General features: G+C 44.0%; 25 protein-coding genes. All 25 read right to left on the reverse strand.

Annotation, left to right across the window (positions count from 1 at the left end; all coding sequences use genetic code 11):
• Positions 1-9 precede the first annotated feature (9 nt).
• A complete protein-coding gene (locus AC0YN6_RS04405) occupies positions 10-1,311 on the reverse strand; it encodes an amidohydrolase (protein ID WP_475745400.1) in 1,302 nt (433 codons plus the stop codon).
• A complete protein-coding gene (locus AC0YN6_RS04410) occupies positions 1,292-1,948 on the reverse strand; it encodes a redox-sensing transcriptional repressor Rex (RefSeq protein WP_475745401.1) in 657 nt (218 codons plus the stop codon). The genes AC0YN6_RS04405 and AC0YN6_RS04410 overlap by 20 nt, the downstream gene beginning before the upstream one ends.
• On the reverse strand, positions 1,945-4,860 hold the full coding sequence (gene dinG / locus AC0YN6_RS04415) for an ATP-dependent DNA helicase DinG (RefSeq protein ID WP_475745402.1): 2,916 nt from the start codon (positions 4,858-4,860) through the stop codon (positions 1,945-1,947). The genes AC0YN6_RS04410 and dinG overlap by 4 nt, the downstream gene beginning before the upstream one ends.
• Before the next feature lie 16 nt (positions 4,861-4,876).
• Positions 4,877-5,596 (reverse strand): hypothetical protein, encoded by a 720-nt coding sequence (locus AC0YN6_RS04420; RefSeq protein ID WP_475745403.1) that lies wholly within the window; start codon positions 5,594-5,596, stop codon positions 4,877-4,879.
• Positions 5,597-5,718: 122 nt separating this feature from the next.
• The gene (panD, locus tag AC0YN6_RS04425) at positions 5,719-6,102 is read right to left on the reverse strand and encodes an aspartate 1-decarboxylase (protein ID WP_475745404.1); all 384 of its coding nucleotides are present in this window, start codon (positions 6,100-6,102) and stop codon (positions 5,719-5,721) included.
• Positions 6,029-6,979, reverse strand: a complete 951-nt coding sequence (panC, locus tag AC0YN6_RS04430; RefSeq protein WP_475745405.1) for a pantoate--beta-alanine ligase — start codon at positions 6,977-6,979, stop codon at positions 6,029-6,031. The genes panD and panC overlap by 74 nt, the downstream gene beginning before the upstream one ends.
• Positions 6,976-7,887, reverse strand: a complete 912-nt coding sequence (panB, locus tag AC0YN6_RS04435; protein ID WP_475745406.1) for a 3-methyl-2-oxobutanoate hydroxymethyltransferase — start codon at positions 7,885-7,887, stop codon at positions 6,976-6,978. The genes panC and panB overlap by 4 nt, the downstream gene beginning before the upstream one ends.
• A gap of 249 nt (positions 7,888-8,136) precedes the next feature.
• Positions 8,137-9,111: a biotin--[acetyl-CoA-carboxylase] ligase gene (locus tag AC0YN6_RS04440; RefSeq protein WP_475745407.1), complete on the reverse strand. Its 975-nt coding sequence runs from the start codon at positions 9,109-9,111 to the stop codon at positions 8,137-8,139.
• 52 nt (positions 9,112-9,163) lie between these two features.
• The gene (locus AC0YN6_RS04445; protein ID WP_475745408.1) at positions 9,164-10,441 is read right to left on the reverse strand and encodes a CCA tRNA nucleotidyltransferase; all 1,278 of its coding nucleotides are present in this window, start codon (positions 10,439-10,441) and stop codon (positions 9,164-9,166) included.
• Between the two features lie 35 nt (positions 10,442-10,476).
• Positions 10,477-11,643, reverse strand: coding sequence for an N-acetyl-alpha-D-glucosaminyl L-malate synthase BshA (bshA, locus tag AC0YN6_RS04450; RefSeq protein WP_475745409.1), 1,167 nt, complete (start codon positions 11,641-11,643; stop codon positions 10,477-10,479).
• A gap of 64 nt (positions 11,644-11,707) precedes the next feature.
• Complete coding sequence (gene bshB1 / locus AC0YN6_RS04455) at positions 11,708-12,403, reverse strand: bacillithiol biosynthesis deacetylase BshB1 (RefSeq protein WP_475745410.1); 696 nt, start codon at positions 12,401-12,403, stop codon at positions 11,708-11,710.
• On the reverse strand, positions 12,400-12,822 hold the full coding sequence (locus AC0YN6_RS04460; RefSeq protein WP_475745411.1) for a methylglyoxal synthase: 423 nt from the start codon (positions 12,820-12,822) through the stop codon (positions 12,400-12,402). The genes bshB1 and AC0YN6_RS04460 overlap by 4 nt, the downstream gene beginning before the upstream one ends.
• A 29-nt stretch (positions 12,823-12,851) precedes the next feature.
• The gene (gene dapB / locus AC0YN6_RS04465) at positions 12,852-13,658 is read right to left on the reverse strand and encodes a 4-hydroxy-tetrahydrodipicolinate reductase (RefSeq protein WP_475745532.1); all 807 of its coding nucleotides are present in this window, start codon (positions 13,656-13,658) and stop codon (positions 12,852-12,854) included.
• A 4-nt stretch (positions 13,659-13,662) separates the two neighbouring features.
• The gene (locus tag AC0YN6_RS04470) at positions 13,663-14,208 is read right to left on the reverse strand and encodes a tetratricopeptide repeat protein (RefSeq protein ID WP_475745412.1); all 546 of its coding nucleotides are present in this window, start codon (positions 14,206-14,208) and stop codon (positions 13,663-13,665) included.
• Between the two features lie 54 nt (positions 14,209-14,262).
• Positions 14,263-14,598 (reverse strand): nucleotide pyrophosphohydrolase, encoded by a 336-nt coding sequence (locus AC0YN6_RS04475; protein ID WP_475745413.1) that lies wholly within the window; start codon positions 14,596-14,598, stop codon positions 14,263-14,265.
• Between the two features lie 236 nt (positions 14,599-14,834).
• Positions 14,835-15,698, reverse strand: coding sequence for a sporulation protein YpjB (locus AC0YN6_RS04480; protein WP_475745414.1), 864 nt, complete (start codon positions 15,696-15,698; stop codon positions 14,835-14,837).
• Between the two features lie 42 nt (positions 15,699-15,740).
• Complete coding sequence (locus tag AC0YN6_RS04485) at positions 15,741-16,370, reverse strand: DUF1405 domain-containing protein (protein ID WP_475745415.1); 630 nt, start codon at positions 16,368-16,370, stop codon at positions 15,741-15,743.
• A gap of 92 nt (positions 16,371-16,462) precedes the next feature.
• Entirely contained in the window at positions 16,463-17,332 is an 870-nt protein-coding gene (locus AC0YN6_RS04490) for a c-type cytochrome (protein WP_475745416.1), read from the reverse strand.
• A gap of 18 nt (positions 17,333-17,350) precedes the next feature.
• On the reverse strand, positions 17,351-18,022 hold the full coding sequence (gene qcrB / locus AC0YN6_RS04495; RefSeq protein ID WP_475745417.1) for a menaquinol-cytochrome c reductase cytochrome b subunit: 672 nt from the start codon (positions 18,020-18,022) through the stop codon (positions 17,351-17,353).
• 16 nt (positions 18,023-18,038) lie between these two features.
• Positions 18,039-18,572 (reverse strand): Rieske (2Fe-2S) protein, encoded by a 534-nt coding sequence (locus AC0YN6_RS04500; RefSeq protein ID WP_475745418.1) that lies wholly within the window; start codon positions 18,570-18,572, stop codon positions 18,039-18,041.
• Positions 18,573-18,813: 241 nt separating this feature from the next.
• A complete protein-coding gene (locus AC0YN6_RS04505; RefSeq protein WP_475745419.1) occupies positions 18,814-19,236 on the reverse strand; it encodes a DUF2487 family protein in 423 nt (140 codons plus the stop codon).
• 199 nt (positions 19,237-19,435) lie between these two features.
• Positions 19,436-19,618, reverse strand: a complete 183-nt coding sequence (locus tag AC0YN6_RS04510) for an IDEAL domain-containing protein (protein ID WP_475745420.1) — start codon at positions 19,616-19,618, stop codon at positions 19,436-19,438.
• Between the two features lie 22 nt (positions 19,619-19,640).
• Entirely contained in the window at positions 19,641-20,147 is a 507-nt protein-coding gene (locus AC0YN6_RS04515; RefSeq protein ID WP_475745421.1) for a gamma carbonic anhydrase family protein, read from the reverse strand.
• Positions 20,148-20,253: 106 nt separating this feature from the next.
• Positions 20,254-21,429, reverse strand: coding sequence for a hypothetical protein (locus tag AC0YN6_RS04520; protein WP_475745422.1), 1,176 nt, complete (start codon positions 21,427-21,429; stop codon positions 20,254-20,256).
• 193 nt (positions 21,430-21,622) lie between these two features.
• Complete coding sequence (locus tag AC0YN6_RS04525) at positions 21,623-22,204, reverse strand: histidine phosphatase family protein (RefSeq protein WP_475745423.1); 582 nt, start codon at positions 22,202-22,204, stop codon at positions 21,623-21,625.
• Positions 22,205-22,239: the final 35 nt, after the last annotated feature.

Below are 22,239 nucleotides of genomic sequence, written 5' to 3' on the forward strand. Positions count from 1 at the left end.
TTGCTCGCATTAGGCTTGCAGCAAGCGATCAAAGCTCGCTTGTGCCTCGTAACGAATTTTCTCCTCATCCAGCCATGTACATTCACCATTCTTGAGCACTTGGCGGCCATCAATCCATACATCCCGTACATCTCGCCCTGATCCCGAGTAGACCAAATGCGATATGATATCCGTCTGCGGATAGAAATGCGGTTGTTCAATGTTAATCGCGATGAAGTCCGCCTTCATTCCTACTTTGAGACTTCCTAGGTTATCTTGCTGCCAGATGGATTTGGCTCCATTGACTGTACCTAGCTTCAAAGCTTCCCAAGCTGGAATTGCAGTAGGATCTCCCGATATGCCTTTGTGAAGCAACGCCGAGAATCTAATTTCCTCGAATAAATCAAGGTTATTATTACTTGCGACGCTGTCTGTTCCAAGAGATACGGTTACACCTGCGCGAATCAAATCAGGGACACGAGCAATGCCGCTCGCAAGCTTTAAATTGCTGACAGGATTATGCGATACCGCTACCCCTTTCGCAGCAAGCAGCTCGATTTCAGCGTCATTCAGATGCACCGCATGCGCAACGAGAGATGGACGCGAGAAGAAGCCAAGACGATCCAAATGCTCAACTGGACGCAAACCGTAGTCACGTACGTTTTGTTCCACTTCAGCAATCGTCTCCGACATATGCGTGTGCAATGGCAAGTCATAATCATGGGCAGCTTGTACAAACCGCTCAATGTATGCCGGCGGACAAGTATATGGCGCGTGTGGAGAAATCATCGTTGTAATACGTCCGTCAGCTTCACCATTCCAGTCGCGTGCAAAGGTGATTGCCTCTGCAAGCTTAGCTTCTTGCACATCTGGAGGACAAAGTCCGATAACTCCTCTTGTCAAAACACCGCGGATGCCGCTTTGTTCGACCATCTGAGCTACCTGATCCATACGATCATACATATCGACAAAAGCCGTCGTACCGGATTTCAGCATTTCCACGATGGCTAGAGCGCTGCCCGCACGCGTATCCTGATCAACATATTTACCTTCCATCGGCCACATTTTCTCTTCCAGCCATACTTGTAAATTTTGATCATCCGAATAACCGCGAAGCAAGGTCATTGCTGCATGACCATGCGTATTAATAAGCCCAGGCATATAGGCGAGCTTGCTGCCGTCGATTTTTGTAACCTCATCGGAAAGCTGCTGAGGGATTTCTGTACCTATGTACGTAATCCGATCATCTGTAACGACCATATGTCCTCTAAATGATGGATTCTCATCATCCATCGTAATAAACAAACCATTTTCAATCCAAAGCTGACTCATCCTGCGTCTCTCCTTCTCTAACTAAATAATAGGCTAAGCTAAGCAATTCCCTAGTGAAATCAGCATTATGTATCCGTATCTCATCCGGTACTCGCAAAATAGCAGGCGCGAAATTCAGAATGCCTTCTACGCCTGCCTCCACAAATTGATTTGCTACATTTTGAGCTTCGAAAGCCGGTACAGTAATAATACCAATGCGAATTTTTTGTTCGGCAACAATGGAAGGAAGTTCGCTCATGGGCATCACGATCAAATTATTGATACTCGTCCCGATCTTACTCGGATGTTCGTCAAACACAGCAGTAATTTGCATGTTATCCTTCGAATACTTATTGTAATTGCATAAGGCATGCCCCAAATTACCCGCTCCAACCAAAGCCACCTTTATCGTCTGATCGACCTTCAAAATTTGACGGATCTTCTCAATCAAATAGACCACATCATATCCTACACCTTTTCGGCCGAAATCACCGAAATAAGCAAGATCTTTACGAATCTGAGCAGGATTCAAATCAAGCTTAGTGCCTAAATCCTGCGAAGAAATGGTTTGAATCTCACGATTAAGCATTTCATTCAATACTTGCAAATAAACAGGAAGTCTTCTGACGACTGCTTCTGATATTTTCGTTTGCTTCATCGTTTTTTCTCCTCTTCGCTTAACACAGCTTGATTTTCCTGATTTCCCTGCAGCTCAGTTGTTTTATCATCAGACAACCACTCCCTCATACGAACGACCATTTGATCCGTATGCATCGTTTCGATTTTAGGGCCTGGCAGCGAATATAAGAAATGCTTCCCGTAGTAAGTGTCGATTACCCTAGTATCATATATGATTACGATCCCTTTGTCTTGCGACGTTCTTACAAGTCGTCCGAAGCCCTGTTTAAAACGAATAACCGCTTGAGGGATGGACAACTTCATAAACGGATTTTGCTTCTGACGCTGCAGCATTTCTGCCTTTGCCTCAACGAGTGGATGATTAGGAGGCTGGAATGGTAAGCGTACGATTGCAAGACATATTAAAGCTTCTCCCGGAATGTCTACACCTTCCCAGAAGCTGCTCGTTCCTAGCAACACAGACTCCGGCGTTTGCCGAAAGCGTCTAGTCAGCTTCGTTCGGTTGCCGCTGTCTATCCCCTGACCAAGCACTTGAATACCTGAAGCACTCAAGAGCGCTTTGAGCGGCTCATACACCTGTCTTAGCATACGATAGGAGGTGAATAGGACAAGCATTCTGCCCTTTGTTTCCTTCGCTGCGTCAGCTAATGACTTAACTAGCATATCGAGATAGGTATCATCTACGGCTGCTCCTTTTAGAACAGGGAAATTACGCGGTATGACAACTAATGCTTGTTCCCTATAGTTAAACGGGGATGGCAATTGAACTGTTTTGAGTCTTCCCTGCTGTTCATAGCCAAGCAGACCGAGCTGTTCCTCTGCGTATTGAAATGATTTTTGCACCGATAACGTCGCAGAAGTAAGCACAATACTTTCTTTCACATCGAAAAAATACTTTTGCAGTTGGGCGCTTACATCAACTGGAACACCATAAAGCTGAACAGATCTATAGCGATAAACGCTGCTTGCTTCAATCCAGAACACAGAATCCTTCAGTTCTAAGGTAACGAAGGTTCTCAATTCATCCTTCAGACGTGATAAATCTCGAACGGCTCCATTTAAATCTGTAATAATCGCTTGCACACCGGAATCGTCAACACGATCCTTGATGTCCGTGACCATTTTATCAACTGTTCGGATGACACGATTAAGCTCTGTATGAATATTGCCTTCAACCGTCACGCCATCCTCCCAGCTTTCTGGAAGCTCATTCTTTTTAAGCCTGCATACGGATTGACCATTTTCGGTCGGCCCGTCGGATGAAGTAGAAGTAAAGCTGTAGAACATTTCAAACAGCTTATCCCAATGTTCCTTTATCTCTTGAAATATAGGAATTACCGTGTCAATGGTCTCCAGCCATGAAGCCTGATGTGCGTCATCCTCATACAAAAGTTTTTGACGAAGACCTGGCAACAGCCCAGAGCGTGTATCTTTATATAGTCGAAGAACGGCCTGCGTTAATGAGAAATAATTGATTTGCATGCCAAGATGCTTCCCAGCCACTTCTTCAACATGATGTGCTTCATCAATAATTAAATGAGTATAAGAAGGCAATAAGCGATGATCCGCTTGTACATCAGTAAACAGCATGGAGTGGTTGGTAATTGTAACATCAGCAATGTTCGCTTCATGCTTCGCCCGATGATAGAAGCATCTCTTGAACCATGGACAAGCGCGATTCAGACAAGAATCTGTGTCACTTGCTACCGTTGACCAGAAATCAGCACCTTTGTTGCCAAAGTTAAGCTCCTCTTGATCACCTGTCTCCGTCTCTCCAAGCCATACGACCATCTGTGCAGCGGTTACTGTATCTTCAATAGGAGATACAAGATCTTTGGTGTTAACTTTACCTTCGAATTTACGCAAACACAAATAATTACCTCTGCCTTTAAAAATAGAAGCTCTGAACTCGAATGGCAAAATTTCCTCTAACAAAGGCAAATCACGCTGCCTAAGCTGCTCCTGCAAATTAATCGTATGTGTGCTGACTACAACTTTTTTGCCGTTTTGAATGCCATAATAAAGTGCGGGGATTAAATAACCGAGCGACTTGCCAGTACCCGTTCCTGCTTCTATAAGTAAATGCTGATTTTGACTCAGCGCGCTGTATACTTCTTGGAACATGGCTACTTGCGCTTCTCGTTCCTCATAATTATCAAATTTCTGTATAAAACGATCTCTTACATCAGCCAAATAATTGTCAAATGATACGTCCGTTAGCGGCATGGTATTTGCACTGCTTGCTCGCGGCGGCTGTTCCTCGCTCCATTCGCGTACCTTCAATGCAAATTGATTAAAATAGTCGTATTCATTGGATTCAAATACAGTACTATACTCCATTTGCTGCTGAGTATGCTTAATAAACCAGCTTAAATCGCTGCCGTCATCTACAAGCGTGGAAAGCCGCTGCAAAGTGAGCAGCGGCATTTTGCGAAGCTTTTTTACCGTTTCAATCAACAATAGCGCGGTTGCCCTTGCATCACTGTCTGCACGGTGATGCTGATCATGCGGAATACCGAAGAGCTCAGAAACCGCTCCGAGCTGATACGTATTTATTGTAGGATATAATATTCGAAGTAGTTCAATTGTATCCAGCCTACGACCCGCGAAAGGACGCAAGCCGCATTTCGATAATGCTTGGTTCAGAAAGCCGGCATCAAAGCCAACGTTATGAGCAACCAGAACAGCATCATCCAGTAACGGAACAAGCTTGGTGATGACCTCTTTGAGTGTTGGAGCATCCGCTACAACCGTTTCATCTATGCCTGTTAATTGTGTAATGAAGGCTGGTATCGGAATGTTAGGTCGAACAAAGGAGCTAAACGTATCGATAATATCAAGCTCCTCGGAAACGATAACAAGCCCAACCTGCAAAATATCATCCTCCGAGCTATGTCCCGTCGTTTCTAAATCCAATACAGCAAATTTCATGTATTCCCCGATCCTCTCACAAACAGCACAGCTCCGTGCTTCCGAAATATAATGATAAGTGCTTAGGTGTTTCTTGGCATGATTTCAAATTGTTTAACGGATCCTTAAAGCTTGGACATACTTCATAAGCTTTCATAAATAATTGCTCTGCTTGTGCCAAGTTCATTCGCACAGCTTGAATGCATCCTAGCGCATTATAGCCCATTGCAAGCCATTTGGGAAAGTCCGTTAATACAATCAGCAATTGAAAATGCCGCTGAGCCTCACTCCAATTTTGGAGATGCATCTGAGTCATACCCAAAAACAGTCTAGCCAAATTACATTCCGGTGCTTGTAGAATAGCTGATTGAAATTGCACTGCTGCTTGCGAAAACATAAATAACTTATAATAGCCCTGCCCTTTGGAAATAATCGCAGCAAGCTCGTCCGAAATTTCAAAATCGGCCTTATTATTAGAAGCTGCTACATTTAAAGGCGATTCTGGAAGAGGCGCTTCTACCGAAGCCGACTGAGCTTGCTGTGTCTGCAATGCGCCTGCATTGTCGCATTGATGCTCCTTAAACTCAGTAAACTTCTCCTCAAATTCAAGCCATTGCTCAATAAACGTATCACTTACTTTTTTGAGCTCATTCATTTGTTCTTGGAAATGCTGCTTTTCACTTGCTTCTGCACCATCGTACTGTTCAATAATTTGATCAAGCATCTGATTCATGGATGAAAACATATGTTGGAACATACCGCATCCCGCCTTCGCCAAAGAATTAAGGAGTGTTATGTTCATTTTCTGTTTCTTCGCCGTTTTTCATACAGCATCCCATTCGTTACATAATGAAGGGATTAACGTTGTAATTGATCAAATTACAGGATAGTGGCATGCAGCTCTTCGTTAATTATTTGCAAGGGGCGATTGTAGGCATCCAAAATGGTAACAATCGGTCTATGTTCCTTAGCGTCGGCATCCGTCATCATAGCATAAGAAATAATAATCACTTGATCACCAGGCTGAACCTGCCTCGCTGCTGCTCCATTCAAACAAATAACACCTGAACCACGTTCGCCTGTAATGACATAGGTCTCAAACCGCGCTCCATTATTATTATTGACGATCTGAACCTTTTCGTTTTCCCATATGTTAGCTGCATCCATAAGATCTTCATCAATAGTAATGCTACCTACATAATTCAGGTTCGCTTCTGTAACCGTTGCCCGATGCAACTTGGATTTCATCATTGTTCTGAACATGTTTGCTCACCTCCGTAAACTGTAATATACAATTGTCAATTAGCCTAGTCGTGCCAAACTTCACTGCTAATGCCAATATTAGTGGTTGATGAATCGTGTTTAGAGAAGCTTGCGCCTCCGGCACCTGCAAAGAAGGATAATGAAGCAGCTCAACGTAATCAATAACAGCTTCACTCGCTTTAGAGATCTGAACTTTTACCTTTGCTTCTAGACGTTCAACCGTCATCTCAGGCTCGTTCATCCATTCAGATGCCTGCTTTAACGTTTTGGACAATATAACTGCTTGCTCACGCTGCTCGGCGCTCAGAAAGACATTGCGCGAGCTTAGTGCGAGACCATCTGGCTCTCGTACAATGGGACTTGGAACGATTTGCAAAGGAAAGTTAAGATCATCGACCATTTGTTGAATAACTGCTACCTGCTGTGCGTCCTTCATGCCAAAATAAGCACGATCGGGAGAAACCAAATGAAACAACTTGCTAACAACTGTTCCTACACCGTCGAAATGCCCAGGTCTGGAGGCTCCGCATAAACGATCCGTTACTTGATTAACAATGACCGTCGTAAGTGGTTTGACAGGATACATCTCTTGGACCGATGGGATGAATACGATGTCGATACCACATTCTTCTGCGAGTGCTAAATCACGCTTCTCATCACGCGGATAACGATCCAAATCCTCGTTAGGTCCAAACTGCAGCGGATTCACAAATATACTCAGAACTGCAGCATCATTCTCAGCATGAGCCTGACGCATTAGGGAAGCATGGCCCTCATGCAAATAACCCATCGTCGGAACAAAACCGATACTTTTATTCTGTTCGCGCATAGTAGATAATTGCAGCCTCAGCTCTGCTTTTGATCGACAAATGATCATTTCAGCTGAACCCCCTTATCTGCCTTGCCTTCATTCTCAGCTTGCTTTTCATTACTGCTAGCATCTGTGCCGCCATATAAAGACGAAATACTCGATGTTTGTGGCGAGAAAACATGCTCCTCAGCAGGAAATTGCCCTGTTTTCACATCATCAACATAAGATTGGATAGCATCTCTAATTGTCGTACCGATATCAGCATAGGTTTTCACAAATTTTTTCTCAAAGTAAGGCGATGAATATTGCAAAATATCATGATATACAAGTACTTGACCATCACAACCGCGTCCTGCCCCAATGCCGATTATAGGAATCGTCAGCATTTCACTGATCATGGTCGCTAGAGGCTCGGTTACAAGCTCAAGGACGATACTGAAAGCGCCTGCTTCTTCCAATGCTTTCGCATCTTGGATAAGTCGTTCCGCCTCCGAGTCTAGTTTACCTTGTACTTTATAACCCCCGAGCTGATGTACGGATTGTGGTGTAAGCCCGATATGGCCCATAACAGGAATTCCTGCTTTAACCAGCGCAGCTACATCAGATGCAATGTCAGCACCACCCTCCAGCTTTACAGCTTGGGCACCGCCTTCTTGCATGATTTTTGCAGCATTACGAAGTGTCGATTCACGGCCAATGCCGTAGGTCATAAAAGGCATGTCAGCAACGATAAACGTTTGCTGAGCGCCTCTCGCAACCGCTCTTGTATGATAAACTATGTCGTCGATCGTCACGGGTATAGTGGTGTCATAACCAAGAACTACATTCCCAAGTGAATCTCCAACAAGAATGACATCAATTCCAGCTTCTTCAGCAAGCTTGGCTGAAGGATAATCATAAGCTGTCAAAACGGAAATCGCATTGCGGTCCTGCTTCATTTTTTTTAGTTTAGTAATCGTCAGTCGTTTCCTCATCAGCTTCATCCCCCGTTCAATGTTAGGATAAACACAAAAAAACCTTTTAGCCGCTGCTAAAAAGGTCCCCAAACTGAAAAGGAAACGTTTGCTTGTTGTGCTTCCTTCTGTCTCGGTCCCTACGGCTCAGAGCAGAGTGTGCATTCCCAATCATTTACATAGTAATATTCCTCATCAGTGCAGCTCCCTTAGAATACCGCCTGATAGCTCTAGTTTATCAAACTTTTAGCAATACGTAAACGAAATCAATTATAGCGGCTCGCCCATCTCAGCTGAGAAAACAGGCTTTACACTTCCATCATCGAGCTTAATTCGAATAGCGCCGCTCTCATCAAGACCAATTGGCACTCCAACGATGTCTCCCTGAGGCGTAATCAGTCGCACTCTTTGGCCAAGCGAGACAGACAACGCTTCCCAAAGTGTTACAATTGGGCTAAAGCCTTGCTCTTGATAAAGGAAATACAGCTGCTCCCATTCTTTCAGGAATTCAGCAATGACATCCTCTCTTGACCACTTTTTCCCGCCATTAATACGAAGCGACGTTGCTTTCTCCAGCAATTCCACCGGATAATCAGCTTCCTCTAGGTTAACGCTGATCCCAATTCCAGCAATAACATAGCGCAGTCTTTCGTCTTCTGCTGCTGATTCAAGTAATATTCCGCTAATCTTCTTCCCATCAATGAGCAAGTCGTTAGGCCATTTAATTCCGATCGGCAATGACGTAAGACGCTTTAAGCTTCGGCATAGCGCAACAGCTGTCAATAAGGTGAGCTGAGGTGCAAAATGAATCGGCACGGATGGACGCATGACCATGCTCATCCAGATCCCTTTGCCCCGAGGTGAGATCCAACCGCGCCCCATTCGGCCGCGACCCTTGACTTGCTGCTCTGCAAGAAATAGTGTTCCCTCTAAAGCACCTTCTTCAGCAGCTGCTCGAGCAAGATTCTGGGTGGACTCCACCGTTTCAAAATAATGGATCTGCTGACCAAATACTTTTGCGTCCAGCTGATTTGCAATTGTCTCGATAGAAAGGTTATCCGGTATACTAATTAGACGATAACCAAGTCGCCTTGAAGCTTCAAAATGATAGCCCGCTGCTTCAAGCTTGCGAATTTGCTTCCATATTGCCGTCCTGCTAACTCCGAGCTCTTGGCTAATGTTTTCCCCTGATACGTACTCACCTGTCTTGTCTAAAAACAATTGAAGCAAAATCTCATGTTTCATTTAAAATTTCCTCCTAATGTATTGCAAAGCAAACTTAACGGCGTAAACGATCTTAATGCCACTGCGATGCTTGCTCAAGCAATACACGTTGATCGTTCTCAAGCTCACCTATCGCTACAAGTAACAGCAGTTTGCTCAAAGTCTCACTAACCCAAGGTCCTGCTTCACTCTGCAAATGAATTGTTAGATCCTTACCTGACACCTTAAGCTGTTTGAGTGATGACACGATCATTTCTGCATGCCAGTCTTTCAAACGCGTTAGAAAGGCAGTAGAGAAGCCCTCCGATGATGCTTCGAGTATTTGCATAACATGAATCCATTCACTGCAAGCTCCCTTGCCAAAACGAATAACGATGCTAAGCCAGCCAGATTGAAGCTCCGTTTCATTTGTTATTTTCGAAATGATCTGCATTTCCTGTTGAATCGCTACAATAGATATAATCGTTTTGATCCGTGTATTTGAAAATTTCAGCACCTGCAGCGCTTGCTGCGTTGCAGCGACAGATATATTTATTGCTATGGCAAGTGCAGCCCAGCGTGAATCGATAGCATCCAGTTCATGCAGCCGTGAGAACAATCCTATTCCTTTGCCTGCGTGATCTAGTCCTTTTAAGGACATGGCTGTTTCTTCAAGAAAGGACTCCTTCAAATGAAACAACAATCCGCTCGCAGCTAGAAAATGCAGTGCTCTTTGCGGAGCTGAGCCTGCGATCATTTTATCAAGCTCGACTTGCACTCGCTCCATTGCAATAAACTTCAATAATTCACGATAACGTATCACTGCTTTCCATGTTCTAAGCGACGGAGTAAGCTCATACACCCCAATGAACCGTATTGCTCTGAGCATCCGAAGCGCATCCTCTTGAAAACGTGCATTCGGATCACCCACGGAGCGAAGTCTTTTAACCTGCAAATCATGTATACCGCCATACGGATCATATAGCTCGCCGTCACTGCTCAGCGCCATTGCGTTCATCGTGAAATCGCGCCGTAACAAATCCCCATCAAGCTCTGTAATATATAGAACACTCTCAGGTTTGCGATGCGCTTCATACGCCGATTCGAGTCTAAAAGTAGTTACTTCATAGGTGATACCGTCATTAATGACGGTAATTGTCCCATGCTGCAAGCCCGTAGGTATGCAGCGCTCGAATAGCGCAAGCACTTGCTCTGGACGAGCTGAAGTAGCAATATCAACGTCTTTGATCGGCAATTCTAAAAAGGTATCTCGAACTGCGCCGCCCACAAAAACGGCTTCGAAATGTTGCTCTCGAAGCCGCTCAATGACGGGCAATGCAGCTATGATTGGTTCTGAAAATGTAAGCCGCATTTGATACACCTCTCTTTAGAAGCAGACGTTATAAGTTAATCGCTGCTGCAAACAGTAATTGGCAAATCCGCTTCAATGCCGAGTACCCGATAATAGATCTGCTCATATTGCGTTGTAATTACATCATTACAAAACTCGTTTCTCGCTCTAAACATACATGCTTGCTTAAACTGCTCATGAAGCTTCTCATCGGTGAGCAGTCTCTCCGCGTTTTGTGCCATATCATCAATATCGCCAATCGCAGACAAAAATCCGGTTTCCCCATGGGTTACAAGCTCTGGAATTCCTCCAGCATTAGAACCGATAGTCGGTACTCCGCACGCCATTGCCTCGAGAGCGACTAAGCCAAAGCTTTCTTTCTCTGAAGGAAGCAGCAGTACGTCAGCCATTGAAATGACTTGAGCAACATCCTCTTGCTTGCCCAGAAAATGAACGCGGTCTTCAAGTCCAAGTTGACGAATTCGATATTGAATTTTTGAAAGCTCGGGTCCTTCTCCTACTAAGAGAAGCTTTGATGGAACTTTCTGCGATACGCGAGCAAAAATCTCTACAACATCTCCAACCCGCTTGACTGGACGGAAATTAGAAATGTGCATCAAAATTTTCTCATTTGGGGCTGCGTAATCCGCACGCAAGGAAGCGGCATCCCGCGGATAATACACTCGTTTATCGACAAAGTTATACGTTAAATCGATCGGTGTTGTAATATCAAGCAGCTGCCTAGTCTCTTGAATAAGATCCTTTGAAACTGCTGTCACCGCATCGCTTTGATGAATTGCGAGACGGATTAAATTTTTTAACGATTCATCCTGAGCAAGTACAGTGATGTCAGTGCCATGTAGGGTTGTGACCGTCTTAAGACCGTCGCCATTCATCTGCTTCGCCAAATATGCGCAGACCGCATGAGGTACCGCATAATGGACGTGCAGCAGGTCGAGCTGCTGCATTTTGGCAACCTGTGCCATCTTACTTGCTAATGCTAAATCATAAGGCGGGTACCGAAACACGTAATAATCGTTAACCTCAACCTCATGATAAAATATATTTTTATTAAAGTGGCCTAAGCGAAATGGTATGCTATGCGTAATAAAATGAATTTCATGACCACGTTCTGCAAGCAGCTTACCTAATTCGGTAGCTACGACGCCTGACCCGCCCAAGGTAGGATAACAGGTTATGCCAATTTTTAATTTTCTCGTCACTGATATCGCACCTCCTGTGTTCGTCACGTATAACTATTGTATTACACAAGAGCTGTACGAATTGTCAAAAATATTGTATCGCGTGTGGACGCTTGAGAGCAAAGCCCTCAGCATAAGCCCAGCCCCTTGCTTGGCCCAGCAATGAATCACGCGCTTCTACTCGTTCTATGTAATGATTCGTTAAAGGTGTAGCTACGCGATCAGAGCCAGCTGCTGCATCGAATTGAGAACGATAAGCCAGCAGCGATTTACGTTTTATCGTTTGGAATTCGCTTATATCCACCGTTAAGGAAACTTGATCCACATCATTTATATAATAATAAACAAGTTGTGATACTTGAACGGCAGGAAGCTCCGGCATATAGCGGCGCAGCTTAGCGTTAAACACAGCCTCTTCAATTAATCTGCTGCACGCCACATGATCAGGATGACGGTCTACCCAATAAGGAGCAAAGACGATTCGAGGCTTGAAGTAACGTATCTCAGCCACAATACGTTCAATCTGATCCCGAGTAGGCTCCAAGCCACGATCTGGCAGACCAAGATTAGTACGAGCATGCAGACCAAGAATTTTGGATGCTGCATCCGCTTCTTGCATACGCAGCTCGACCGTACCGTTTGAGGACATTTCAGCCATCGTTAAATCACTTACTCCAACTTTATACCCTGCTTGTACATGTTTGGCGATCGTACCGCCCATACCTATTTCAGCATCATCCGCATGAGCACCAAAAACAAGGATATCCAGTTCCGTCATCATTCAGTAATACCTGGTTTATATTTATGAACGAGCTCACGCCAAGCAAAATCGCCGCGTTCCAGAGCTTTAACGAGCAATTCCGCTGTCGCTACATTGGTTGCAACCGGTATGCCTTGTACATCACACAAGCGAAGTAATGCAATGATATCCGGCTCATGCGGCTGTGCCATCAATGGATCACGCAAAAAGATAATCAAATCCATTTCATTTTGTGCTACCATCGCGCCGATTTGTTGATCACCACCAAGTGGACCTGACATAAACCGATGAATGGATAAATTTGTTTGTTCCATAATACGAGTGCCTGTCGTGCCAGTTGAAAATAACTGATGCCCTGCAAATACTTTCTCGTATGCGATAACAAAGTTAACGATTTCCTCTTTCTTCCGATCATGCGCAATAAATGCTATGTTTAACATGCCGTTCCCCTCTCCTGATGCCCGATAATCTAATCCATAATATGTTCAAATCCATAAATTAAACCGCTGTAGGTCATAACCTTCTTCACAGCTACGTTTACACCAGGCATATAACCCGCTCGATCATAAGAATCATGACGAATCTTGAGCGTTTGCCCATAACCTCCAAACACAACCTCCTGCTGAGCAAATACGCCTGGAAGTCTCACACTATGTATACGGAAACCGTTGTAATAACCGCCGCGAGCACCTTCAATGACTTCTTCCTCTTGCGGATTACCTTGACGAAACTCCTTACGCACTTGTGAAATCAATTCTGCCGTTTTAATGGAAGTGCCTGAAGGGGCATCCAACTTTTGATCTCCATGATATTCAATGATTTCAACATGTGGTAAATATTTCGAAGCTTCAGCAGCAAATTTCATCATCAAAATAGCGCCGATTGAGAAGTTAGGTGCGATTAGACCGCCAATTCCTTTTTTCTGACAAAGCTCGTCCAATTCCTCGATCTGTTCAGGCGTAAACCCAGTTGTCCCCATAATAGGACGTACTCCCGCTTCAATTGCTGTTTTGGTATGACCGTAGGCCATATGCGGAACTGTAAAATCAACGAGAACATCTGCTACCGCACTTTGAAGTGCTTCCTCCAGCGTTGCGCTAACTACAACTCCTGTATTTGCTTTTCCTGCAAAAGAGCCAGCGTCAACTGGTCCAGCAGATGGAGCGACGGCCGCTACCAATTGAAGCGACTCGTCCTCCAGCACCATTTTTATAACTTCGCGTCCCATTCGGCCACTTGCACCAGCAACGGCCACGCGTATTTTTTGTGTCGACATCTTATCACCTGTTCCTTTTTCTTTTTGTTGCATCCATTTGAGCGCGCAGCATCCGACGCTTGCGGTTAACGTCAGCAAATAGCCTTCTCGCTGCTGAATGGCTGGGATCAAGCCGCATCGCTTCTCTTGCATTTATAACTGCTTTGTCATATTGCTTGAGAGTAGCATACAAAACACCTAACGTATAAAACGCATCAAAGCATAAAGGGTCAAGCAGAGCTGCAGCTTCCAGCAGTTCAGCAGCTTCAATTAGCTTTGGCGGTACTTTCGCTAACAAAATATCCGCTTCGGCCTGCAATAATCCTGCTTCGACAGTTTGCAGATGATACCTATACTCAATAAGCTCAGGATCGATTCTAACCGCCATCTCGGCATACTGCTTAGCTTTTGTCCATTTACCACTTCTCGCGCATGATACAGCGCATGTATGATAATAGAACGCATTGTCCGGTTCAGCCTCTATAGCTTGCTCGAACCAATAGATCGCTTGCTCGAAATCACTATTAAAGATAAATTCATAAGCCTTTTTGATGCAACTCTCGCCATCCATACGCCCATCCTCCTTGTACACAGGTTGATGGTACAGCATATGTTCGGAGCTTGTTTACTGTTCGGTTATTTTCTTCGTCCACCGGTTCGCATCGCGAGTAGCAAACTTATGCATAACCTTATTATGCGCTTCTGTTAAATCTATATTGAGTGAATTAGCAAAGCAAGAAAGAATAAATAAAATATCGCCAAGCTCCATTTCAACGGAATTTTCCGCTTCATCGGCTTTTTTTGGTTTTTCCCCATAAAAATGATTCACTTCACGAGCAAGCTCGCCTACTTCTTCAGACATTCTTGCCATGAGGGCAAGCGGACTGAAGTAGCCTTCTTTAAATTGAGAAATGTAATCATCAACTTCTCGCTGAATATCTGACAACGTTTTTTCTGACATCGATACATTTCCTTTCTATCTATAGCTATACATTCCTATGTTAACGTAAGTTGCTTAACAAAATCAATGTTTTTCAAAAGCTTTCTCTAGACAGCAAAAAAGTCGCCTATTGCGTCGTCCAGTGGCAAGAAATTTGCCATCTAAAAACGAATATACGCAATATCGACTTCTGAGCTTTTATCACAACAAAAGATGTGAAGATGATCGATGCAAACGTATAGATTCCATGTGTTTTTTCAAGAAATCGGTTTGACACCAAAAGGATTGTCCTTGTATTTTCTCCATCCTGAATAAGTAAGAATCCCCGAAATGAAAGCTCCCAGAAAGAACGTCCAGCGAAGAGGATTTGCAATAGGAACAGCAGCCACAGCAGGAATGCCATCTTCAGCATGATTCTGATCAAACAATCGAATCAATGTTTCCTTTAACGCAAGCAAAGAATGTTCTATCCGCGCATTATTATGGATGTTGTTAGCTTCTAATAGTCGGTTAGTGTATTGAATCCGTTCTTCCAGCTCTATTTCGTGATAACTACCATAAAGCATACTCACAGTAGGTTTAATCCGATCGGCATGCTTCTCCAAGCTAGTCATTACCGCACGCGCAGCCACCGCTCCATCATTCGATTGACGCTTCCACGCTTTCTCTACACGAGAAAGATCGTCCAGCATAACTTTTTCATATTGCAGCCACAAAGCGTGATCCGGCCTTATGAGCGCATCAGCAGCCAATCTAATGCGTGCTGCTTCAAGAAACCAGCTTGTCCCTGCATTGCCTTTAATAAGCGCTTTCTCAATAGTGCTCGCATCCTGTTCTACTGCCAACCAACCATCGGCATTTCCAAGCGAATACTGAAGTTTACCGCTCACAACCTGCTGAAGCTGCTGGACGTATTGATATGCGGCTTGTCTATTATTTGTATATGCTGCTTCATATAATAAGCCTGCAATATCATCCATTCGTTCAAGTTGATTTGCCTTATCTGGTGATAACAGGCTTGCATTTGTATTAAGCCACATACTGCTTCCCCATACTGTACTAGCACAACCTATCGTCATGACGATACATATGACGAATGGAATAATAAAACGTATCTTCATGGACATCCCCCCATAGTAGACTTTATGAGGGGATGTCCAACCTTATGCCTTCTTTCTGTAACGCCAAACGAGCAGTGCTGCCCCAAAGCTAAAGAGCGACAAACCAAATGTAAACGTACGTACAGCTGTTAGATCGTCGTATAATTCGTTTGCAAGATACGGAAATATACCAAATGTGTAATCAACCGTATCGTTCATAAGAAGCCAGCCAGTTGCAATGGCTAAAGAGAGAACTCCTGCTTTCATAAAACGGAAAAAAAGCAAGGCCTCAAACGCCATACCTAAATGTGAGGCAATAAGCATATAATGCTGCCAATTCAACTCAGCCCCCTGCCATGCTCCCGCTACGATCATCGATACTGCCCAAATGCCATATTTAACCGAGCATACAACAGCCAAAGCTTCTATTATATATCGTCCAATTATCGCAAGGCCGTTAGGGCGTTTAGGCGGAAACAATAAATAAAGTAGTGCAATTGTAAAGAACAGACTTGCAGTTGGTGAATCAGGAACAAAAACGATTCTCCATAACGGATGCTCGTTTAGCGTTTTCAATAGCTGATCTTCATACCATATGTATCCATAAACCGTACCAAAGAAATTGACAATAAAAAGCATCCACAAAAATGATCGGCTGAGCAAAAATTCACGGCTCCAAAAAAAAGCGAGCATGACGAACCACTTCTCCTTCGCTTTATCTTTATAAGGTCTTATATTCAAAGAAAAACCTGACCGCGTAATACGATCAGGTTTCCTCCAACAATTTATTCAGCGGAAGCTTTTTGTTTGGACAGCCATGTTGTTAGCTGGTCAATTTCTTCAGCAGATAAAGTTTCAGCAAAAGCAGGCATACCGCCACGACCGTTCGTAACGATTTCTACAAGCTGTTCTTTCGACAAAACGTCACCAACGCCTACCAAGCTAGGAACAGATCCTTGGCCCTTCAGATCAGCAGCGTGACAAGAAATACATTTTGCTTGCTCAGCAATCTTCATTGCCGGATCATTCGCATCTACAAGGGATGCCTCAACGGCTGGCTTCGTGTAGTTCGGACGTTCTTGACCTGCTAAAGCAGCTTCACGAGCCTTCTCTTCACGTTCATGATGCTCTGGCACTTGACCGTTAATTTCAAGTTGATGTTGGTAGTGATCCCAAGATACAACTGTCAAGTAAACACATGCTACAAGTGTTAGGCCCATCAATGAAGAAGCGATTGGACGACGGTAGAAGCGGCGCTCCTTGCCTGTGTCCAAGAATGGTGCAAGCATCAATGCGCCAAACATAATTCCTGGAATACCAACCGTACCAAGCAAGATGTAATCTTGCGAAACGTACGGATATTTCAAAAATTGATACAAGAACAAAAAGTACCAGTCAGGCATTGGTATAAATGCCGCATTCGTAGGATCTGCTGGATAGCCAAGCGGTGCCGGCTCAGCAATAACCCATACTAGAAATCCAACTAATACCACACAGCCAACCATCCATTCCTTAAGCAGGAAGTTCGGAATAAATGCTTCCGATTTACCTGGGAATGACGTGTAGTCAGGTGGGATGTTTGGATGGTTGTTTTTCTTAACACGCGAGTCGCCTACATAGACAACCTTCTCATTCGAATTATGACCATGCGCCATAAGTAAGCCTCCCTTCGCTTAAAGTGGTCCCGAAATACCTTGTTTCCGAATCATGATAAAGTGTGCCGCCAACATTGCAATCAAAGCGCCAGGCAAGAAGAATACATGGATCGCAAAGAAACGAGTTAGTGTTTGCGCGCCTACGATATCGCCCCCGTATAGGAATGAAGCAAGATACGGTCCGACTACTGGTACGGATTCAGCAATTTGGACACCAACTTTTGTTGCGTAGTAAGCTTTGTTATCCCAAGGAAGCAGGTAACCTGTGAACCCTAGGCCTAACATGATGAAGAAGATCAGCATTCCGACAACCCAGTTCATTTCGCGCGGTGCCTTGTAAGAACCGGTAAAAAACACTCGAAGGGTATGTAAGAACATCATAACGATAACTAAGCTTGCCCCAAAATGGTGCATGCCTCGAACGATTTGACCGAATGCGACCTTATGCTGCAGGTAGTCAACACTTGCGTACGCGTTGATAATGTCTGGAACATAATACATAGTCAAAAACATACCGGACAAAATTTGAATAACTGTGATGAAAAACGTCAAACCGCCGAAACAATAAACGAATGCGGAAAAATGATGCGCTGGGTTAACGTGCTCAGGCACTTCATGGTCAGCTACATCTCTCCACAGAGGCGTAATGTCGAGACGCTCGTCGATCCAGTTGTAAACACTTTTAAACATCTGTCATACGACCTCCTTATTTCGTTCTCGTATTCGGCATTACTGGACCCAAGTAAACGAAGCCGTTTTCAATCTTTACTTCGTACTCATCCAGTGGTGCCGGGGAAACTGCAATGTTTTTCCCGTCTTTCGTGTAGCGCGCATCGTGACAAGGACAATCGTATTCATTTTGACCTTTTGTGTTCCATCCGATCGTACAACCTAAGTGCTTACATACTGGTGAAAGTGCAAAAATTTTGCCATTTGCATCCTTCGAGATCCAAGCTGCAAGCTCCGGGTCACTTACGTACCAACCATCGATCTGATGAATTTTAAATTTAAATTCTTGTGGCTCGTTCGTAATTTTGCTCTCTTCCGCTACTTTTACGTATGTCCCCTCACCCTTCTTTACAAGGAGTGGATCCACTGCGAAACGAACCATTGGTAATACTGCGCCGCCCATCATAAATGCGGTTGTGCCGCCAAGCGTATATGACAAAAACTGACGCCGGGACATTTCTTTGCGCTGAACCGGTCGATGCGCGGTCTCGTGTTGTTCATGGTTACTCATCTTCTGTTCTAACCCCCTTTGCCAACCATATCTCGCGTCTTGCCGCAGGGCAAAAACACATGACGAACTAGGACATAACTTATAATAGCTTAGGTGCTTGGGAGCGTCAAGAATATGGCTTCATATTTGAACATTTATCAAATTATCGTTCAATAATTTGTTATCATTTTGTCACATTTGTCCTTGTCTGGCATTATTTTTTCCCGAAATTCATTAATAATATACGACAATTTTATGAATTTCATGTAGCCTGTCCGCTCCATAAGTTTCGAATAGCATTTGAAACATCGGCTTGAAGTGGCAGCTCGCCTTCCTCGTTAGGTCTAAACCATAAATCAACTTCTTCACAATCAATATTTAATTGTTTATTTGCGGTTACCGCAATGACATAACGAAATCCACCGCGCTTCGCAGCAGTGCACCATTCATTTAATTGCTCCGCAAGACGCTCACTATCGGCTATGTAATGCCAGGCAGGATAGGTAACCACTCGTCCTTTAAAAGGTATTTCTATTAAATCCATTATGTCCCTGAGCGCCTCCAGCCATTCTGTCGCCTCATAAGGCTTTGCTGAAGACGGCATTCCAGTCACCGGCAGCAGACAGGTATCCAAGTACGGACTTAATTCCTCCCATTGCTCTCTCGATATTTCACTAAATTTCATCGCTTTACTTCTCACTCCTTAACATAATTGCAGCATTTGTCAACAGCACAGCTTCTATGTTAACTCCATTTTCAATAATTGCCAAACCTTAATATTCAAAAAAAAAAGCTCCCCAGTATCAAACCCGAACTCAATCGTCCGTTTTTGATTGGAAAGCTTCTTGCCAGCATCGTCATTCAATTGAAAAGAACGACACTCGCTATCTTCTTAAAGCATTTAACTGTTTCGCAAGACGGTAAAACGTATCCTCGTCACCTGCGGCCAGTGCTTTGTCAATTGCCGTATAAATCTGGTTGGTTTGAAATTTCAAAACCGCATCATCAAGCACAAACTCCGCGGCCAAACCTAGCATTGCTTCATACGTTACTTTCATTTTGTCCATAGGATACACCTCCAAACCGGCGTTAAGAGATCCTATATTCTACTCCCTTTGTCACGTAGCTCTCCATCGTTTTTTTCATACGCAGTAGATCGTCCTCTGTTAACTCTCTTACGACTTTGGCGGGTGAACCGATAGATAGAGTATAGGATGGTATTTTTTTATTCTCTGTAACAATCGAACCGGCTCCTATTAAAGCATATTCACCAATGTCTGCGCCGTTAAGTACGATTGCCCCCATTCCAATTAATGTGCCTCTGCCTATCGTACAGCCGTGTATTATAGCAGCATGCCCGATAGATACCTCATCAGCTAGAATTAAAGGTTGATTCACATTTACGTGACCGACGACACCATCTTGAATATTGCAGCTATGACCGACTTGTATAGGTGCAAGATCTCCTCGCAGAACAGCATTAAACCAAACGGTGCTATTTTCTCCGATAGACACGTCACCAATTAATTTTGCACCGTCTGCTATGTATACATCTTCATGAATTTTTGGCATGACACCTTTAAATGGTATTAACATTTTCGCTTCCGACCTCTTTCGAACGATCAAATATAGCAAGTCTTTTATCATCTTATACTATTACTGTAGCTTATATTTGACCGCACTCCAAGAGCTTAATAGCAAGTTAATGCAACACGACAGAGCCTGACTCTTCTAAGCTGACACCCTCAACGATGGCGCGCCCCGCCTTCGTCATTCTGACTACGGCACCATGAACTGGATGCTCACCAAGCCGCAGCAGTCCCAGATGAACCATCATCGTCATAATTCGCTGCTCCAAAATCGTATTGGAATCGTCATAAAAGTAAGGCTTGATAAAAGGAACAAGCACATTTCTTAACGACTCAACCGTAACCCATTCCACTGCTAGCGTATTGATCCAATGCACCAGCGATAACAGATGTGTAATCGGTCCCTTATAGAGCTTCAGCCAAAATCGATAAATTTGATCCGCTTCAACTGAAGGCCTACTATTCAAACGTTCCTCACCTGTACTTGTGACTGTCAATAAAGTTTGGTTCTCGCTGATATACTTAGTGTGATAACAATAATCGTATACGAACGAGAATCGATTCGGATATTGATTGAAATGTCTGCCGTATCCAAATCGCCAAGCACCTTTCGCAGGAAGCTCCTCCTGAACACCAAAACGGTCAAGCAGCTGTAGTGTAAATCGTTTGTACATCGAGCCGTCTGCTGTTAGCTGTACTTCATTATGAAAGGTGTAATGTAGCAGATGTGTAATGTCGTCATGAATAAGCATCTGCTCATCACGATACACTGGCGGCTCATCCGTATATTGCAGATCAGCAGCAAACCTTCTGGCAAGTGTATCGCGAAAACGTTTCTTCAAATCGTTTGGCACTTGAAACAAATACCTGCTAGGACCGCTAAAACCGTTAAACAACCAGCCTTGATGTTTAAATTTGGCTATCATTTCTCGCGGAGTTAGTGACTTGTCTGCTGCTTCTTCCTTCTTTTTCGTGCGTTTTGTTTTTTTCGGCGAGTCTAACTCCGGCTTGATGACTTCTTCCCCGAATCTGCTGTGCTGTACGCGAGCAAGCAAATCCTCCAGACTAAAGGAGTTTCGTGCTTCGAACAGCAATGAGTTAAGGAAACGTAAATCCTCCATCTTCATGCTGCTTATTTGCGCTTCAAAAACATCATTTCTACTTACGGTAGAGAGAATGGATTGGATCAAATCGTTTTTGGAATGCCCGTTGCATTCGCAGCGGTAAACATCTGCAATTCTGCTAAGTTGTTGTATATCTGCATAACCTAGCATATCCGATAAATTCATAGCTCTCTCCTTTCTACAGAAGCCGCTTTTACTTGCTAAGCGCCCCGCTTCGTAAGGGTATTGTGTAATGGATAAGCGTCAGTTGATATCATTATGGGAAAATATCTATCGTTTTATAACCTAATTTGTAAGGGTTTAAACAAAAAAAAGCTCCGCCCCTACAAAATAAGGGCAGAGCTTTGTTCGGTGAATCTTATGCTTCGTTTAAATGAATGGTGCAATTATATAGCTTAGGATGCCACTTCTCATCTTGCAGCTCCAGAATAGAGTATGACAGGTTTGATAAATATTGGTCCTCCAGCCCCGAACATATTTCTTCAAGCACCTGCGCTAGAAAGCTGCCATGAGAAACAACGAGTAAATTACGAGTTGGGTACTTCTGCTTCCATTCGTTTATAGCATCTAATCCCCGTGCTCTGACCTCAGCGTTAGGCTCAACACCCTTGGCGATATCACGCCATTCTGTCCCCCATCGTTCATGCCTCTCTTGCTCAATTGTCCCCTCAACCTCGCCAAAATATCTCTCACGCAACCGCGGATCACCCTCAAGCAGCGGGATTTTCAGTTTCTCAGCAATAATTTGTGCGGTAGCACTCGCTCGCTGCAAGTCACTCGATACAACTGCGTCCCATATCCGCTCTTCGCAGCTCAATCGCTCAGCTAAAGCCATTGCTTGAGCAATACCTACTTTATTCAAAGGAATATCCGTCTGACCTTGAATCTTTCCTTCTGCATTCCAATCTGTCTTTCCATGGCGTACTAATCCAATTAACAAACAGCTTCCAGCTCCTTTATATATAGTAGATACAA

It is taken from the genome of Paenibacillus sp. J22P15 (assembly GCF_056269345.1).